Source organism: Sphingobium sp. WR1 (assembly GCF_059693745.1).
This window is the reverse complement of record NZ_JCATID010000004.1, coordinates 22,945-39,345: the sequence shown is the minus strand read 5'-3', so window position 1 is coordinate 39,345 and position 16,401 is coordinate 22,945. Positions and strand designations below refer to the sequence as shown.

General features: G+C 60.3%; 13 protein-coding genes. 6 read left to right on the top strand and 7 right to left on the bottom strand.

Annotated elements, in window-relative coordinates; genetic code table 11:
* Positions 1 to 55: 55 nt before the first annotated feature.
* The 4 genes from AC58EF_RS06765 to AC58EF_RS06750 form a co-directional block, all read right to left on the bottom strand.
* A complete protein-coding gene (locus tag AC58EF_RS06765; RefSeq protein ID WP_497275504.1) occupies positions 56 to 2,119 on the bottom strand; it encodes an Atxe2 family lasso peptide isopeptidase in 2,064 nt (687 codons plus the stop codon).
* Entirely contained in the window at positions 2,119 to 4,683 is a 2,565-nt protein-coding gene (locus AC58EF_RS06760; protein ID WP_497275502.1) for a TonB-dependent receptor domain-containing protein, read from the bottom strand. The genes AC58EF_RS06765 and AC58EF_RS06760 overlap by 1 nt, the downstream gene beginning before the upstream one ends.
* A gap of 90 nt (positions 4,684 to 4,773) precedes the next feature.
* Positions 4,774 to 5,775 (bottom strand): FecR family protein, encoded by a 1,002-nt coding sequence (locus AC58EF_RS06755; protein ID WP_497275500.1) that lies wholly within the window; start codon positions 5,773 to 5,775, stop codon positions 4,774 to 4,776.
* Entirely contained in the window at positions 5,768 to 6,334 is a 567-nt protein-coding gene (locus AC58EF_RS06750) for an RNA polymerase sigma factor (RefSeq protein ID WP_497275498.1), read from the bottom strand. The genes AC58EF_RS06755 and AC58EF_RS06750 overlap by 8 nt, the downstream gene beginning before the upstream one ends.
* Before the next feature lie 776 nt (positions 6,335 to 7,110).
* Here AC58EF_RS06750 and AC58EF_RS06745 point away from each other — a divergent pair.
* The 3 genes from AC58EF_RS06745 to AC58EF_RS06735 all read left to right on the top strand — a co-directional run bounded on the left by AC58EF_RS06745 (position 7,111) and on the right by AC58EF_RS06735 (position 10,025).
* On the top strand, positions 7,111 to 7,263 hold the full coding sequence (locus AC58EF_RS06745; RefSeq protein WP_497275496.1) for a hypothetical protein: 153 nt from the start codon (positions 7,111 to 7,113) through the stop codon (positions 7,261 to 7,263).
* Positions 7,264 to 7,422: 159 nt separating this feature from the next.
* Positions 7,423 to 8,199, top strand: a complete 777-nt coding sequence (locus tag AC58EF_RS06740; protein ID WP_497275494.1) for a hypothetical protein — start codon at positions 7,423 to 7,425, stop codon at positions 8,197 to 8,199.
* Positions 8,200 to 8,975: 776 nt separating this feature from the next.
* Positions 8,976 to 10,025, top strand: a complete 1,050-nt coding sequence (locus AC58EF_RS06735; protein WP_497275838.1) for a rod shape-determining protein — start codon at positions 8,976 to 8,978, stop codon at positions 10,023 to 10,025.
* Between the two features lie 388 nt (positions 10,026 to 10,413).
* Here AC58EF_RS06735 and AC58EF_RS06730 read toward each other — a convergent pair whose 3' ends face one another.
* Both AC58EF_RS06730 and AC58EF_RS06725 read right to left on the bottom strand, forming a co-directional pair.
* A complete protein-coding gene (locus tag AC58EF_RS06730; protein WP_497275492.1) occupies positions 10,414 to 11,487 on the bottom strand; it encodes an alpha/beta hydrolase in 1,074 nt (357 codons plus the stop codon).
* A gap of 16 nt (positions 11,488 to 11,503) precedes the next feature.
* Positions 11,504 to 12,703 (bottom strand): MFS transporter, encoded by a 1,200-nt coding sequence (locus AC58EF_RS06725; RefSeq protein WP_497275490.1) that lies wholly within the window; start codon positions 12,701 to 12,703, stop codon positions 11,504 to 11,506.
* 107 nt (positions 12,704 to 12,810) lie between these two features.
* Here AC58EF_RS06725 and AC58EF_RS06720 point away from each other — a divergent pair, with 107 nt between their 5' ends.
* Positions 12,811 to 13,734 carry a LysR family transcriptional regulator gene (locus AC58EF_RS06720; RefSeq protein WP_497275488.1) on the top strand — a complete coding sequence of 308 codons (924 nt, stop codon included), beginning with the start codon at positions 12,811 to 12,813 and terminating at the stop codon, positions 13,732 to 13,734.
* Positions 13,735 to 14,015: 281 nt separating this feature from the next.
* Here AC58EF_RS06720 and AC58EF_RS06715 read toward each other — a convergent pair whose 3' ends face one another.
* Positions 14,016 to 14,249, bottom strand: a complete 234-nt coding sequence (locus tag AC58EF_RS06715; protein WP_497275852.1) for a hypothetical protein — start codon at positions 14,247 to 14,249, stop codon at positions 14,016 to 14,018.
* On the opposite strand from AC58EF_RS06715, the gene AC58EF_RS06710 reads away from it, so the two are divergent.
* Together AC58EF_RS06710 and AC58EF_RS06705 are read left to right on the top strand one after the other, a co-directional pair.
* Positions 14,148 to 15,098 (top strand): nucleoid-associated protein, encoded by a 951-nt coding sequence (locus AC58EF_RS06710; RefSeq protein ID WP_497275837.1) that lies wholly within the window; start codon positions 14,148 to 14,150, stop codon positions 15,096 to 15,098. The two genes, AC58EF_RS06715 and AC58EF_RS06710, sit on opposite strands and share 102 nt — an antisense overlap.
* The gene (locus AC58EF_RS06705) at positions 15,085 to 16,398 is read left to right on the top strand and encodes a hypothetical protein (RefSeq protein ID WP_497275486.1); all 1,314 of its coding nucleotides are present in this window, start codon (positions 15,085 to 15,087) and stop codon (positions 16,396 to 16,398) included. Before AC58EF_RS06710 ends, AC58EF_RS06705 begins: the two co-directional genes overlap by 14 nt.
* Positions 16,399 to 16,401 lie beyond the last annotated feature (3 nt).

Below are 16,401 nucleotides of genomic sequence, written 5' to 3'. Positions count from 1 at the left end.
CTTTGAGCATTGCCTGCAAGATTGCATATCGGGGAGGCGGGGCGATAGTGCGCCGTCAGTAGCCGCTGGCTGCGGCGCCTTGAGACTGCCGCTGCATCTCCGCCCATCGCGCCACTTCATCGGCATCCTGACCCGGCCTGCTGGGTTTCTTTCCCTTCAGCCAGAAATCGAACCATAAGAGGTTTCGCCGATAGATACCGGCCCGGTGAGCGGGATGGCGCTTGATGTGGACCTCGTCGGGAAACACATAGAGATCGACCGGGCGTGTGGCGGCTTTGAGCGCCCGGACCGCTTCGAGGGCAACGAGATATTCGCCGTCCGCCGCTTGCATGAGGATCGGGAAGGCGACGCGGGAGGCGTTGCGGGTGAGCGAGATATCCGCCCACATTTGGGGCTTGTCATCCGGGGATGCGGGCCAGCCCAACCGCTCATAATTGGCCTGGAGAGATGGCCCCAGCACCCATGTCTGGGAGGGTTCCCAGCAGCAGCCGCTCACCGCCGCGGCCTTGAACAGGTTGCTATGAAGCGCGGCATATTGAACGGTCGTCGAGCCATCGCTGAGCCCGGTAATGCCGATTCGCTCGGGGTCGGCGATGCCGGCCGCGATCAACTGCCTGACCTTGGTTTCATAGGCTGACAGGATGCTGCGCCTCTCGTCGAACCCCTCATTCTGGTGCCGCTGCCGTTCGATCGAGGAAAGGCCCAGGCCAAAAAGGGGCGAGCGTGGCCGTTGGACGGTGAGAACAAGATAGCCCTCGCGGGCAAAGAGCTGGACGGGATATTCATCGCCCGTGCCGCCGCGCAGGAAACCCCGGCTCTCATATTGGACGACGAGCAGCGGATAGCGGTGGCCTGATTGGTAGTTGGGCGGATAGGTGAGGTCGCCAAAGCATTCTATGCCTCGGTCATTCTTCCATTGGAGCCGCTCGACGCGGCCGAGCGACAGCTTGCCGAAGGCCGGATTGGGATCGAACAGCGCGGAGGATTTGCCTTTTCCAAGGCCGATGCGATCGAGATAGCGGGGTCGGGTCGAACCCTCGCGACCGCACAGCACGTCATCCGCGATCGGCGTGCAGTCGATGAGCAGGTCGGAGGTCGCATAGAGCCGGTGCGGCTGGGCCGAGCCGATCGTCCACTCATAGATGGCCATCTCGCTTTTCGCCCAACCTTCGCGTCGCAGGTAGCGAACAGCGCCTTTCACGGACAGCCACGGCATCCCTTCGACCTGGGCGCAGGCCTCGCTCTCGCAGCGAATTTCGCTGGCTCCCTTGATGGCCGCGACATGGTCGACGCCATTTGCATCCCTTATGGTCTTGGCGCGGACGGTGGTTGCCGATCGAGTGAGGCCAACCGGTTCGTCCAGCCATGCGACCTCGGCTTGGGTGGCGGTGCGAACAGTGCCGTCGGCGAGGCGCACGGCCTTGTACACATAGGGTGGCCGGCCCTTGGGGAAGGGCCAGGTCGAGGCGAAAGGGAAGTAGCGATCGTCATAGCGGAACCCCGATCGCAATTCCTGTTTCAGGGCCGAGATCTGTGCGGCTTCATCCCGGACCTTGTAGATAATCATGGCGCCGTCAGCGCTGAACTGGAAATCCGCGATGTCTTGCGTGTCGGCGCCTATGGTTCGGGCACCACGCTTTTCATTCCAAAGGCGAAGTTGCAGCCTGCCGTCGACAAGCTTGAGATAGGCCAGCATCCTGCCGTCAGCGGACCAGCGCGGAGTGATCAGCTTGGTGATCCCTGAGGAAAATCCATTCGTTCCGTAGAAATCCTCGAACCGGAAGAAGGCGACGCCTGGTCCGGAATCGATCAGGCGCGCCGACCCATTGCGATCGATGACGGTGATGCCGGTGCAATAGCTGTCGTCCGAGACGCTGGCGCGCCGGACACCGACCGCGACCTTTCCGGTGCCGGGCGATACGGTGAAAAAGGGACCGGCTTCCATCGCTGCATTCGGCCCCAGGTCGAGCGTCTCGATGAGATCGCGGTCGGTGACCGGGCGAGGGCGGGTGAGCGGCGTGCCCGGCTGCAGGACATGGGCGCAGTCTTGCGATGCAGGTGCGGCCGAGCCTGCAGCCGCACCTGCCCCGGATATGCCCATGACAAGGGATATGAGCATTACCAGGCCTTCGAGACAGTGAAGCTGATGAGGCGCCCGATGCTGGAATAGTTGGTGGCATCATAGGTCGGATTGGTGGCGGTGGCGCGGATCGCCGAGGGCTTTTCATTGAAGATATTCTGGCCCGAGAGCAGGAAGGACCAGCCATTCCAGAGGCCGCTTCCCTCCGGCTGCCAGCTCAGCGTGGCATCGGCGGAATGAAAGCCCTTGACCTTGTAGGTCGTTGTCGTGCGCCGGTCGTCGGTGCCGCCGATATAATTATAGGCCAGGGTCGAGCCGAAGGCTCCGCGCCGCCAGCCGGCACTGGCCCGGCCCCGCCAGTGGGGCGGATTGAAGATCGTGCCGGCCCTGACGATCGTCGGCTGGCTCGCGCTCAGCTTCTGATCGCTTTTGAGATAGCTCCCGCTCGCCTCCAGATGGAACTGATTGTCGCCTTCCCAAAATTCATAGGAAGCGGAGGCATCGACGCCACGGATATGTTGGCGCGCGGCGTTCTGAAGCTGGTTGAAGATGATAGCCGCCAGATTTGCAGGGTCGTAGACGCCGCCGGTCTGGTTCTGGACGCCCAAAGGGAGGCCGGTCGTCGCCGCCAGAACCTGCTCTAGGGTCGGATTGAGAAGGATGAGATCGGCATATTCGGCTTTGAAGGCCTGGGAACTGTCGGCGATCGGGCGGACGACGCGGTTCCTGTAGCGGACGTCGAAATAGCTTGCCTCGAGCCGCAGGCCGGGCACCTTGTGCGGTTTGAATTCCGCGGTCAGGGTGAGTGTGGTCGCCTTTTCCGGCTCCAGATCCTTGCTGCCGCCACTGATTTGGAGGACGTTCCGGCTGGTGGGCGGCGCGGGGAGATAATAAGCGGGGAAGAGGAGCACGCCCTGCCGGACGGTGTTTTGCTGACTGAGCGTCGGCGCCTTGAACGATTTGCCCCAGGCGCCCTTGAGTGTGAGGTCGCCGATCGGCTGGTAGCTGATACCGATCTTGGGTGTCGCGAGTCCGCCAATCTCGTCGTAGCGCTCATAGCGGACGGCGCCTGAGAGTTGGAGCGACCGGATGAGGGGAACCGCGTTGCGATCCGCGACCAGGGGCAGGAAAAGTTCACCATAGGCGAAGGTCGCCGTCTGACCATCGCTATAGTTGAGGAGGGATGTCGTCGCCGTCGCGGTGACCCGCCTGATCGACGCATCCAGGCCGTTGGAGCGAAGGCCGGCACCGACGGCAAGGCGCGCGTCGCCGCCGGGCAGCGGGAACAGCGGACCCTCGCCGCTGAATTCGGCGGACCAGAGATCATTCTTGTAGCGGACGTGGTTGACGGCCGAAGCGCTGCCTCCCGAATAGATTTCTGCGGTGATCTTGCTGTCGCTGACGGCGCGCGTCGCGCGCGCTATGACTTCCCATCCGGCCGGCAGGCGGAACTTGACGGACGGACTGATGGAGTAGCCTTCAATGTCGGGACGGCTGATGACGCCGCTCTGCCGCACATCGAGCGTCGCGCTATAGGGGAGGGCCGCAACCGATTTGTGGCGGTTATAATGGGCGTCGATCTCGAACTCGAGGACATCGGCAAGCGCCTGATGCCCTGCCAACACGGCGCTCACCTGCCGCTGGGAGGGCAGCAGGGTCATGCTGGACTGGCGCGAACGCATATAGGAGCGCTGGGAGGCTGTGACGTCGGTTGCCTTGTTGAAATCGCCCGCAACCATGAACCCACCATCATTCCAGCGGCGGCCGGTCACAGCGCTATATTGCTGCTGGACATCCCCGCCATCGGTGGCCGCGCCGAAGCGAGCGGTCGTCAGCAGACCGTCATAGTCCCGGCGCAGCAGGATGTTGGCGACGCCCCCTACCGCGTCTGACCCGTAGAGGGCCGATGAGCCGTCCGCGACAATCTCGACACGTTCGATGGCGGCCAGGGGTATCGCGGAAATGTCGATCCCCTGGCTCACGGCATCGTAGGCGACCCGATGGCCGTTAAGCAGCGTCAGCGTGGCGTCGGCACCGAGACCGCGCAAATTGAGCGTGGATGAGGCGGTTGTGTTTTCCGAGCCGGTCTGGATGCTGGAAATGACCCCCGGATTTTGTCCGCCGCTGAAATTCTGCGGGATCGTGCGCATATAGGAACCAAGGTCCGTATAGCCCGATCCCTGGATTTTCTCTCGTGACGCGGCAATGAGGGGAGAGGTAGGTTTTGCCCCGCGGATCCGTGAGCCGGTCACGAAAAGCTGATTATCCGCCGCGCCTTCTACTTCGTCGCGCGACGGTGCTTCTCGCCCCCGAAGGTAGATCGTGCGCCCCCTGATATCCGCGGTCAGGCTCGATCCGTAGAGAAGCGCTCCCACCGCCTCCTCGACGCTATACTTCCCAGAAATCGCTGGCGCGCGGCGGCCGTTCAGAGCTTTGGGGTCGGCGGCAAGCTGGTAGTCGCTTTCTCGGGCGACGGCGCGAAGGCTTTGCCCAAGTTCCTGGGCCGGGAGGTCATAGTTGCGCTTCGTCTCCTGCGCCAGCGCAGCCGGAGCCACCATGCTCGCGCAAATCGCGGCGCTCCCCAGCAGCGCGAACTTTCCCATGCCCATCTTCTGCCCCTTTTTCGAACCGCCCCTTTGTGGGGCTCAGTTCGAAAGACGGGGCAGGCTGGCTTTGAAGCTGCGGCAGCGAATTTATTTGTCGGCTCTCAGTATCAGGCGGCTTTTTTCCGAGCGATCGATGCGCAGATCGAGGAAACCACTGATCGCTTCAGCCACACGTTCGATATCCCGGATATGGATGTCGGCGAATATCTCCCGATCACCGAGGCTCGCGGGGTCCAGCTCGATTTTGGTCTCGCTATAGCTGTTCGCCTCCGCGATCACCTCGCGGATAGGCACATTGTCGAAACTCTTCACGCCGCTCACCCACTGCTGATCGGACCTGCGGGCAGGAATGACAACAGTTTGAGCGCCTTGTCCATGGCTTAGCGCTATAATTTGTCCGGGACGCAGCAGCAATTTCCTGCCGTCGTTCATGCCTTGTGGCGCAAGCTTTACCTCAACGCCGCCCTCGATCAGATGTACCGCGACGTTGTTTCGGTAAAGCACGTCGAAGACCGTGCCGGTCGCGCGGACTTCGAGGCCACCCGCCCGCACAAAAAATGGCCGGTCCAGGTCATGGGCGACGATGAACCTTGCGCGCCCCCGCTTGAGGACGATTTCGCGGCGGTCGGCCGCCATTCTCACGGAAATGGCCGTGTCCGTGTCGAGGGTAACCTTGCTGCCATCGGCGAGCTTGAGCGTTCGCACTTCTCCGAGCTTCGTGACGAGCGGAGCGGCCATTTCACCCCTTTCCGCTACCTGCCGGGAAGAGCCGTGGCGCTCTTTGAAAAGTGAGGTTGCCGCGATCAGAACGCAAAGGAGTGATGCCGCCGCGACGACTGGAATGGCCTTGTTCCACCACGGACGGGCAGCCGATGGACGCGCGGGCGGAAGGTCGAACTGCGCCCCGGCATGACCGGCGGCCTGCACATCCCTCATGAGGCGGACAAACAATGCGTGCCGCTCCGGTTTCTCGGCTATCCAGTCCGATAGGCCCTGCGCATGGCGCTCGGGTTCGTCGAGCATCCGCAGCACCCACTTCTGGGCAACACGCCGATCCCGGGCCGTGATCGAAGCGCGGTCTTCAATCATCGTCAGCTCCGCGATGCAGATCGACGAGCCTGATTGCCTTCAGCATATGCTTTTGAACGACCCAAAGCGGCACCTCAAGATCCGACGCGATCTGCCGGTAGCTACAGCCTTCTACCCGATTGAGAAGGAAAATTTCGAGAGTGCGCGTGGGAAGCTGCTCCAAAATGCCTTTCCAGCGGGCAAGTTCCTGACGGTAGTGCACATCGCTATGGGGATCGAGGGTGGATAGTGCGTGATAGCCGTCCTCAAGTTGCGTCGTCTGCCGCGCGAGGCGGGTCGATCCACGCTCGGCATAGTCACGAAGGAGGTTGGTTGCGATCCGCGTCAGATAGGCGCGGGGGTTATCCAGTGCCGGGTGAGGGGCGGCGCGCACGAAGCGGGTGAGGGTTTCCTGGCTCAGTTCGTCCGCATCTGCTGGATTTCCGAGCTGACGGGTGAAGAAGCGCATCAGGCGAGGTCGCTCTCGTCGATAGAAGTCGGTGAAGCTGAACCGCTCGCCGTTGTCATTGCTCACAATCTGAAGATCGATACTTCGACCTTCGCTTTTGCCCTGGCCCATTCGTCGCACCTATGTCCACTCGGGGCGACGGCCAAAGCCGGATGTTCGAAACCTGGCATACACACAGGCGCATGCGCCTTTACCGTTGCCGGCTGGACATACGCGCATGCCACCCGGCCCCAGTGAAACTGTGACCGAGCTGTATATGCTGGGGTTTCGAAGCCCCGCTTCCGTGCTTTCATCGGAAGCCGGTTTACCTTGCCGGATTGACCAAGATCTTCAACCTAAAAGATTGGCAATGTGACGTTTATGTGTCGGGGGCGTGCCTTGCAGCGCGCGAAACATGAGTTATTCCTCACCTGCCGGGAGGAGCGTGCCGTTGGCCAGTCCGAGGTTGACTGTTGGGCGGATATGCAATGATGAAACGGATAGAAGGACCCGTCTGCTTATGGCAAGATCGGGGACATTCGCGACAGGCGGCTTATGGACCGCGAATCGAAGGAAGCGGACATTCCGAGCATGTAATCGAAAGCCAGTCACGCGAGCGAAATACGTTGGAGACCGGTCGTTCATCGTTCGTAGACCCGGCCCTAGTTGCCGCCGTTCGAGTAGATTGCACGAGCATTTTTTTCTGGCTTTATCAGCCTGAACAGGAATTATGCGGCTTTGCACATACTAGCCCGCCCGCCCATGTCGTCCGACCGAGCGGTTTTACTTTAGCCCAATCGCACGAAAAAGATTGACTTCGGCGAAATTGCAATGAGCGCCATTCCAGCGGCCCTCGGTGCACTGCATTTCACGTGGATGGCGACTAGCAGATCTGCGCCCGCATTGTTATGGAAAGGCTGGCAAAAGCATTCGGGGGAATGATGGGGGGCTGTGAAAATGTGGAGTTGGTATCAAAGCTCGAGGCGATCGATGATGATGTTGATGGCGATCTGGTTGCCATCCTGATCCAGCACCTGCTGGCGGCGGCGGCCAATGCCTGATCCTGTTGTCTTTCAGATGTTGGCGCTGGAAGGCTTCCTGGCCTATGGCCCAAGGCAGCCCTCTTGGTCGCAAAGGTTGGGACATTGAGCGCACGAGGAACGACGCGCCGGTGGCCGAAAGGGATGAATCGGCGGACAGACGCTAATTTTGATCGGCAGTTGATCGGGCGTACCGGGGATCTGGGAATAACGGGCGATCTGCCGCTTGCCCATGTGACCGCGGCCTGGCCAGCAAAAGAGATAATTAGGGCAGGCAAGCTGGTCACCAAGCTGTGCGACGTATTTGCCTTGAAGTTACTTTACTTCTTCGTCATGCGCCCAGCATATGTCTCGCGGTACAGCGAGGAACCCTCGCATCAGATAACGCGATTCCCGGCTGTGTTTGTAGTCGACCCTGGCGCGGTGACGCAGCCAGTTCACGTCTATCCGTTCGATAGCGGAGGCGGTGCCAAGGGGGCGTTCCAAGAACAGGCGGACAAGTACGTTCCATTGGAAGACTACGCGCTCGAGTCGAGGCTTGGTGCAGCCAAGGAGTTCATTGCCTGGGCCTTCGGAAGCATCGAGGCATACTTCGAAGGCCGTACGCGCTTGGAGTTGTCGCGAGAGATCATGCCTCATGAAAGTGTCGCGATCAGCTACCTCGATATCGCCCGGATGGGCGTTGACGGCAGTAACGTGCACGACAAGCGTGCCTCCACGATCGAAATAGCAGCATCACATAATGTGGATTTGCCTGGAAATCTGCGTCTTCTCATCATCCCGAAGCAGTTTCTCGAGGGCAACACTGGACTTGAACGGGATGTCGCCGTCTTGAAGCAGCATGGTACCGATATCGAACTCTATGATTGGCAGCCCAACCGACGCCCAAGTGAATTTCAACGAGATCTGATGCGCATCACGCGCGAGTGGTATGCGCGTCAGGGGCTCATAAGATGAACCGCGAATTAGCGCACATTTCCATGGAGATCATGGGATATGTCCCTTTGGCCGACATAGGCTTCGCGCTGCCTGTCTATCGAGCCGCCGGCCATGGCGGCAACGCGTATTACACTGCGATTCCTTCGGTTGAGGGCGATAGACAGTCAGCGATAGCCGATTTCGAAGTCTATGAGCACAATATTCCTGAAACTGCCAGATATCATCGCCGCGTCGGCGCCAGCGATCCTTGGATCGACGTGTTCATTTGGGATGGCCAAGCGTATGTCGGGACGGCAGAAGAACTCTGCGCCGCCTTGCATTCAGACTTTGACGACATTCTTGCGGTTTCCCCCACCACTTTGTTGGATCTCCTTCTCGCGTCGAAGGCAGAAGGTACCGCGGCAGTAGCCGCGACTGCACGGAAGTTCCTTGAGCTCGCGCTGGGAAGTGACCGCGCGCCCAGAATCTTCGGTGACATAGTCGTCCGACCGGGCGTGATGACGCGGATCTTCCGTGTCCTTCGGAATGACGTTGCGATCGAAGAAGTGCCGGATGCACTCCTCAATGTCGGTATCACCCCGCTCCCGCAGAATCGCTACTGTGTCACATTTCATCTGCCGATTGAAAACTGGCTCAAGCCAGGAGCAAGCGTGAACTCGCTGCAACAAGAGATCGACAGTTTTGGCATATCGATCGGCATATTGTTTGAGTTCGAGGGTTTAGAGACTGACGACGAGCCAGACCTGCCAAAGATCATCCCTCCGCCCGCTGCAAACACAGGGTTCGAGGATCCTATACAGCGCGCGGCCCGATCCCGCCTGCTCGGTTTGGCACAGGAACTGGCAATTGATCTTGGTTCCGAGAACACGCGAATATTCGCGCGGGATCGAGGAGTGGTATTGGAGGTTCCCTCCATAGTCACGGTCGATTGCAGTTCGCCTAAACGCCCAATCATTGCCGTGGGCGAGGAAGCGAAGATGATGGTCAATAGGACCCCCGACCATCTCGAGGTCGTGCGGCCGATACGCGATGGAGCAATCGCGGACATTGATATCGCCGGGGAGATGATCAAATATTTCATCGGGTCGGTCTTCAAGCGTCGCTGGAAGATACGCCCTTTGGACGTGATCATCTGCGTGCCTGCCAACTCCACCCCAATGGAGCGGCGTGCGCTGAAAAACGCCGCCGAGAAGGCAGGAGCAAGCCGGATATTTTTGATCGAAGCCCCAATGGCGGCTGCAATCGGAGCCGGGATGCCAGTCCTAGAACCTATAGGCTCAATGGTCTTGAATATAGGTGCCGGAACCACCGAAATCGGTATACTTGCGCTGCGAGGTCTGGCTTATGTCACAGCCGTCAGGGTCGGCGGCCACCAGATGGATCAGGCGATCGTCTCCTATCTCCGACGGCACTATAATCTCATGATCGGCGAGGCCACCGCCGAAAAGATCAAAAAAGCATATGGTATTGCGGTCCGCCCTGCGGATGGCCGCGGTCTCAGCTTCGCAGTCCGCGGACGCGATTTGGCGAATGCGGTGCCGCGGGAAATCACCATCACCCAACACGATCTGTATCAGGCGATGGCTGGAACCATTGACGTCATCATCACTGCTGTACGAATTGCCTTGGAAGGTACGGCTCCAGAACTTGCTGCGGATATTCTCGAAGGGGGACTAACCCTGACCGGCGGCGGTGCGCTGCTCGACCGGATAGCCGAAAGAATCGAAACCGAAACCGGACTATTCGTGACCGTGCCACAGGACCCGATTACGTGCGTAGCGCGCGGCATCGGGCGTGTGCTTGAGGATGCGGCCTTCCGTAATGCAGTTCTTTTGCCGAACTGACTTCCACAACAAGCCATGCTGTAGGACTTTCAGCAGCTCAGGGCCAACATGCTCAGTTGGAGAAAAAGGTTTGGCCTGCTGTTATAGTAAGGAAGAGCGGATATTTCGCATGCGCCGCTTGGAACCGACTGTACTGTAATCAACAAACCTTGGGCATCATTTCAGATAGCTGACCGTCTCGATCTAGGCATCGAAAATTAGCCCGTAGGCGGCAAGGAAGGGTCGATGGCAGCGGCCGCGCGTTCATCCCTGTCGCGGCCGCCACGGGAGCCCTTCTCAAAGCCAGCCGATTTCGCAAGTCTGGCATCTGTCAGGCAAAATCGCCCTAGTATTGGGAATGCGTCGCCTTGACAGCATAGTAGGTGGGCATGACGCCCACCCACTTGTTTCAGGCTGCGAGGTGGTCATTGAAGAATGCCGTGAGCTTGTCGAACGGGATGATTTCTACCTGATCGTAGAGGTCCGTGTGGGTGGCGCCCGGGATGATCATCAGTTCCTTGGGCTCGGCCGCTGCCGCATAGGCGGTCTCGCTGAAATAGCGCGAGTGGGCCTTCTCGCCATGGATCAGCAGCACCGGTCGGGGAGCGATCTCCGCGATATAGGTGAGGATCGGCAGGTTCATGAACGATAAGGGGGTCGTGAGCGACCATGCGGCATTTGAGTTGACTGCACGCGGATGGAAGCCGCGCTTCGTCTTGTAATAGGCCGCATATTGCACGACGAACACCGGCTCGCCGCCCTTCAGCTCCAGTGAAACCGGGCCATAGGCGGGGCTGCCCTTCTCGGCGTCGGTCCAGCGCTGACGGCTCAACTGCTCCAGCGTTTCTGTGCGCTGCTGCGGCGTCACGCTGTCATTATAGCCCTTCGACATCACGCGGGTCATGTCGTACATGGTGCTGGCGACCACGGCCTTGATCCGCTTTTCGATGGCGGCGGTGCTAAGTGCCATGCCGCCCCAGCCGCAAATGCCGATGACGCCGATCCGCTCGCGATCGATCTCCGGGTGCAGCCCGATGAAATCGACGGCGGCACTGAAATCTTCGGTGTTGATGTCGGGCGATGCGACGTTACGTGGCTCTCCGCCACTCTCGCCGGTATAGGAAGGATCGAAGGCAAGCGTCGCGAAGCCGCGCTCGGCCATGGTCTGGGCATAGAGGCCCGAGGACTGCTCCTTCACAGCGCCGAATGGTCCGCTGACGACGATCGCCGCGAGCTTGCCCGCTCCGCGGTCCTTGGGGATGTACAGATCGGCAGCGAGGGTGATGCCGTAGCGGTTCTTGAACGAGACCTTCTGGTGATCAATGTCGTTGCTGCGCGGGAACGTCTTGTCCCAATCCTGTGTCATGGTTCGTGCCTTTGCTGAAGAAATATTGGAGATCGAAAGCGTACCGAGGGTGGCGAGACCGGCTGCGCCAGCCTTCAGCACGCGCCGGCGCTCGAATGGGAACGATGCGTTGGTCATGACTGGATTCTCCCTGTCAGGCCGGTTGTTCGGCGAAGCTTTGCGTGGCACCGGTGCGGGACGCGACGATCGCCAGCAGCGAGGCGATCACGAGAAGTCCGGCCGCCAAGCTGAATGGACCGCGATAGCCCCAGGCGTCGAACAGCGTGCCGCCGACTATCGCGCCCAGCATGATCGCAAGCTGGATGATCGCGACCATCAGCCCGCCGCCGGCCTCCGCTTCGTGCGGCATGGTCTTGGCCAGCCAAGTCCACCATCCGACCGGCGCGGCGGTTGCGAGTAGGCCCCAGAGTGTGAGCAACAGGCCGACGTTCAATGGCGTGCCATCGATCTCGACCAACGTGACGGCGATGATCGCCATCATGGCCGGGATTGTGATCAGCAAGCTGTAGAGATGCGACTTGAGCAGCCAGCCGATCACGATCGTGCCGACGAAGCCCGCAACCCCGAGCGCCAGCAACATGGCCGAGATAAGCGGCGCGTCGTTACCTGTCACCAGGTCCAGAAACGGGCGCAGATAGGTGAAGAGCGTGAACTGGCCGAAAAAGAACAGCGACACGGCGATCATGCCGATTGCAAATTGACGATGCTTCAGGAGAGCGAAGACGTCGCGGGCGCGGATCGTCGCCTTTTCAGGCGGCAGTGTCGGTAGGCTGCGCCATTGCCACAAGAACGCGATGATTGCGAGCGGCACCACGCAGAAGAAGGCGCCGCGCCAGCCGATCAGACCGCCTAACAGGCTGCCGATGGGCGCGCCCAATGTAGTCGCCACCGCGTTGCCGCCGTTCAGCAGGGCCAACGCCTTGGGCACCGACTCCTTGGGCACGAGCCGCATGACAATCGCGGCCGATATCGACCAGAAACCGCCGATCGCGACGCCCAGCAATGCGCGCCCTACCATGAGCAGCGGGGCATTGGGCGCGAGTGCGACCATCACGCCGGATACGACCATCAGCGCCGTGAAGATCAGTACGACGCGGCGGCGATCCGACACGCCGATGATCGCCGAAATGAATAGGCTGGTGATGAGCGCGAAGAAGCCGGAGATGGAGATCGACTGCCCGGCATGCCCCTCGGTGATCGCCAGATCGCGCGCCATCGGTGTCAACAGGCTGACGGGCATGAACTCCGACGCAATCAATATGGTGGCGCACAGCGCCATCGCGATCACCGCGCCCCAAACGGGCGCCGTCGCCGCTTTGCCGGATGCCGGCATGGTTTACCTCATTTTTCTCGGATAAATTTCTCCTCTCCTACCTAGCCCAAGCGTTGATCCATTATTAGATGCATAAGTCTTCTGACAATCAGTAGGAATTGTAATCAATGGCGCGCGACACGCTGAGCGACATCACCGCCTTCGTAGCAGTGGCCCGCGAGCGCGGCTTCACTAGGGCAGCCGCAAAGCTTGGACTTTCCCAGTCCGCGATCAGCCAGATCGTCAAGAAGCTGGAGGATCGGCTCGGGGTTCAGTTGCTGGTTCGCACGACCCGCAGCGTGGCGCCGACCGAGATCGGCGAGCGGCTGCTTCAGAAGGTCAGTCCCTATCTGGACGGGATCGAGGCGGAGCTGGCGGCCGTCAACGAAGCGCGAGACAGGCCTACCGGCAAGATCCGCATCAGTGCGTCGGACCATGCGATCAACGAGCTCCTGCTGCCAAAACTGGCCGACTTCATGAAGAAATATCCCGACGTTCAGGTCGAGATGATTACCGATTACGGCCTGATCGACATCATAAGTGAGCGCTATGACGCAGGCGTGCGCTACGGCGAAACTCTGGCGAAGGACATGATCGCCGTCCGCATCGGCCCGGACGCGCGCATGGTCGCCGTCGGCTCACCGGGCTATTTCGAGCTTTATGGTCGGCCTCAAAGTCCATCTGATCTCCAGTCGCACAATTGCATCGGGCTGCGCCAAACCTCCGGACGGCTCTACGCCTGGGAATTGCAGCGGGAGGGCGAGGCCGAGATTAAGGTGCAGGTCAGCGGGCAGTTGATCTTTAACAACAGCTATTCCTGCCTTAGCGCAGCCCTCGCGGGACTTGGTCTCGCCTTCATTCCGGAGGATCTGGCGGAGGCCCATCTGCAAGCCGGCAGGCTGGAACTCGTGCTCGATGAGTGGAGCCTGCCCTTCCCGGGCTTCTACCTATATTACCCGACGGTCACGCAGCCATCCCCGGCCTTCTCATTATTGGTGGAGGCATTGCGGTATCAATGGCCGGAACGGACCATAAGATTGGACGGCAAGTGATCGTGGAGTTGTGGGGTACAGGGCGACCAGGGAAAGCGGACTGACAGCACCTAGCAATCGAAAATCGTCCCTTGGATGGCGGCAAGGGGTCGGCTTTGCCGAGCGCCAAACGCCGCGTGGTGGGACAAGCCGTCGTTCCAAGGTTGCCACTTGAACAACGGCTTTCAGCGCGAGCAGACGCTGCAGCCTGCACGGGTGCAACTTTGTCTGACTGTCGCTGGCCCGGCAGCGGACTGTTCAGAACGGGCTTAAAAGGTAGCTAATCAAGGGGCGCAGCAGCATTATGTTGATGAGACCGGCCGAGAAATGGCATTGATGAAGTTGGGCGGAGTGAATTGGGGGACTTGATGCCAAACACGATCATTCATGTCGGGGTCCATGACCTTCGCAGGACCGATGAGGGCTTGCAGGTTGTGCTTGGTCAGGATGGCTTGCCCGTCAATCCCACGACGCAGCGCGTCGTCGACCTGCTTGATGAACTCTATGGAAAGCGCGCTTCGAAGGCGCATGGTCAATTTTCCGACGATCTCGAAAATTACCCGACGTTGGGCTATTTCACCGACTATGTCGCCGAGGAAAATGGAGACTTCGCGACGCTCACCAGCCGGTTGATGACAACGCTGCAGGCTCGGGCGCGTAGCGTGCCGAACGCTGGCGCGGGCCATGTCTTCTTTGCGCATTTCGAGCGTGACGGACGCCAGCTGGCATTGATTGCCATCGTCAACGAGAAGCTCGGCGCGCTCCTGACCAATGATTTCGAGATTCGCGATGTCACGCATCTCGATCTTGATGGCTTCCGCTTTGCGGGTCGTATCGATCTCACCGCGTGGCGGGCGGGAGAAGAGCGGTATATCGGGTTTCTGCGAGGCCGCGGCGAGGTCGCCGAGTATTTCAAGGAGTTTCTCGGCTGCGTTTCGACATCGACCGACAAGGCTAAAACCCAGGAACTGGTGACGGCGCTCAAGAACTTCGCCGCCGATCAGGGGATGGCACCCAACGTGCGCGATGAGTTCATGGTTCGCGCCAAGTCGATCCTCGACAAGACAGCGCGCGACGGCGGCGAACTTGAATTCCAGACCCTGGCCAACGAGCTTGTTCCCGCTGAGCCCGAGGTGCTGACCGAATATCTTGGCGAGGCCGACCGGGCGCTTGGCGACGGTTTCGTGCCCGATCGGCGTATGATCAATATGCTCGTCAAGTTCCGCGCCCGCACGGCGCAATGGTCGATCGAGATCGACCGGGCCGCGCTCCGGGACGGCCAGGTCGTGTTCGATCCTGAGAACAGGACCCTGACAATCACCACGCTGCCCGACGATTTCGTCGCCGATCTGCGCGCAGAGTTCGCCGACAATGCCGCCGATTGAGTTCAGCGACCTCGTCGGTCTTTATTGCAACACGACATTTGGCCCGGGCGGCGATGAGGATGAGTCGAGGCTGAGGGTCGCCTCGCAGGGCATCGTCGACCTGCTGACGCGGTTGGAAAGTGATGGCCAGGCGGCGCGCGACGCCAACATCATCCTGCTTGACGATCTCAAGGATGTGACGATCGGCGCGGAGGTCAAAGTGCGGGTGCTTGCCCCACGAACTGGCCTCGGCATCCTCGCGCGAACCTTGGATGAATTGCTGGCCAGCCCGTCGGCGAAGCTGTCCGAACCCAGGCACCTCTATCTTGCCAAGCCGGCTTATGCCTCGGGCGATCAGAAAATACCCGATCCGATCGCGCGCTATCGCAAGGTCCTGGCGGTGATCGATCTGTTCGCGCAGGCGGCGTCGTTTCTCGATGCGACGCGCGGCGAGCTCGTGTTCGTAAAGGATAGCCGGGTCGTTGTGCCCGTAAAATACGTGGCCGCTGACGTCACCGGCTTCGACGTGGACGGAGCGGACAGGCTACTTGAGCAGTTCAACGACGACCTGCACAAGGATCAGAAGCTCGAGATTTTGTTCGAAGCGCTGGTCGAACTCTGCCGCGGTCCTTCGCAAAGCACGCGGATGAGCGTCGCCTTGCACGCCGTCGATGACCTCGCGACGGCGGTGAGGAGCGGGTACAAGCTCTTTGCGTCCAGCTTTTCCTACAACAAGATCCGCAGCGAGATCGAAGACGCCCGGATCGACTATACGCAGAAGATCCATAAAACGATCGTCGATATCCAGAGCCAGCTGCTCGGCATACCGGTCGCAACCGTCGTCGTAGCCTCGCAGATGAAGGCGCCGACGACCTGCGGCGCTGAATTGCTCGTCAATTCGGCCATCCTGGTCGGCGCATGGATATTTCTTGTTTTGCTGATTATCGCGATCGTCAACCAGTGGCTCACCTTAGGGGTGATCAAGGCGGAGATCGAACGTCAGCGGTCGAAGATGATTGCAGACTTCCCGACGGTCAGCGATGATTTCGCAGGGACGTTCGACGCACTCAAGGGGCGCATCTGGTGGCACCGGGCCGGGCTCGTTGTGGTGGCGATCATCGGTGTAGGAGGCGCCGTCGCAGGCTCCTGCTTCCACGACCGTATTGCCGGAATGATGCCCCAGCCCTGCGCCGCCTCGAACAAGACTGGAGCCACGCCGACTCCTGCCGTCACCAACGGCCCGCAGGAAATCTCCGCCCCGACGAACACTGTCGTTGAGGTACCGGAAGCTTTGTCAGGAAATTCCTTCGCGACCCCATAGAAC

Bases quoted from the DNA above. Each gene is read 5' to 3' on its own strand.
- AC58EF_RS06720 (WP_497275488.1), top strand. From the start codon at position 12,811: ATGGCGCGCGACACGCTGAGCGACATCACCGCCTTCGTAGCAGTGGCC.
- AC58EF_RS06705 (WP_497275486.1), top strand. From the start codon at position 15,085: ATGCCGCCGATTGAGTTCAGCGACCTCGTCGGTCTTTATTGCAACACG.
- AC58EF_RS06765 (WP_497275504.1), bottom strand. From the start codon at position 2,119: ATGCTCATATCCCTTGTCATGGGCATATCCGGGGCAGGTGCGGCTGCA.
- AC58EF_RS06725 (WP_497275490.1), bottom strand. From the start codon at position 12,703: ATGCCGGCATCCGGCAAAGCGGCGACGGCGCCCGTTTGGGGCGCGGTG.
- AC58EF_RS06745 (WP_497275496.1), top strand. From the start codon at position 7,111: ATGGAAAGGCTGGCAAAAGCATTCGGGGGAATGATGGGGGGCTGTGAA.
- AC58EF_RS06730 (WP_497275492.1), bottom strand. From the start codon at position 11,487: ATGACCAACGCATCGTTCCCATTCGAGCGCCGGCGCGTGCTGAAGGCT.
- AC58EF_RS06750 (WP_497275498.1), bottom strand. From the start codon at position 6,334: ATGGGCCAGGGCAAAAGCGAAGGTCGAAGTATCGATCTTCAGATTGTG.
- AC58EF_RS06755 (WP_497275500.1), bottom strand. From the start codon at position 5,775: ATGATTGAAGACCGCGCTTCGATCACGGCCCGGGATCGGCGTGTTGCC.
- AC58EF_RS06760 (WP_497275502.1), bottom strand. From the start codon at position 4,683: ATGGGAAAGTTCGCGCTGCTGGGGAGCGCCGCGATTTGCGCGAGCATG.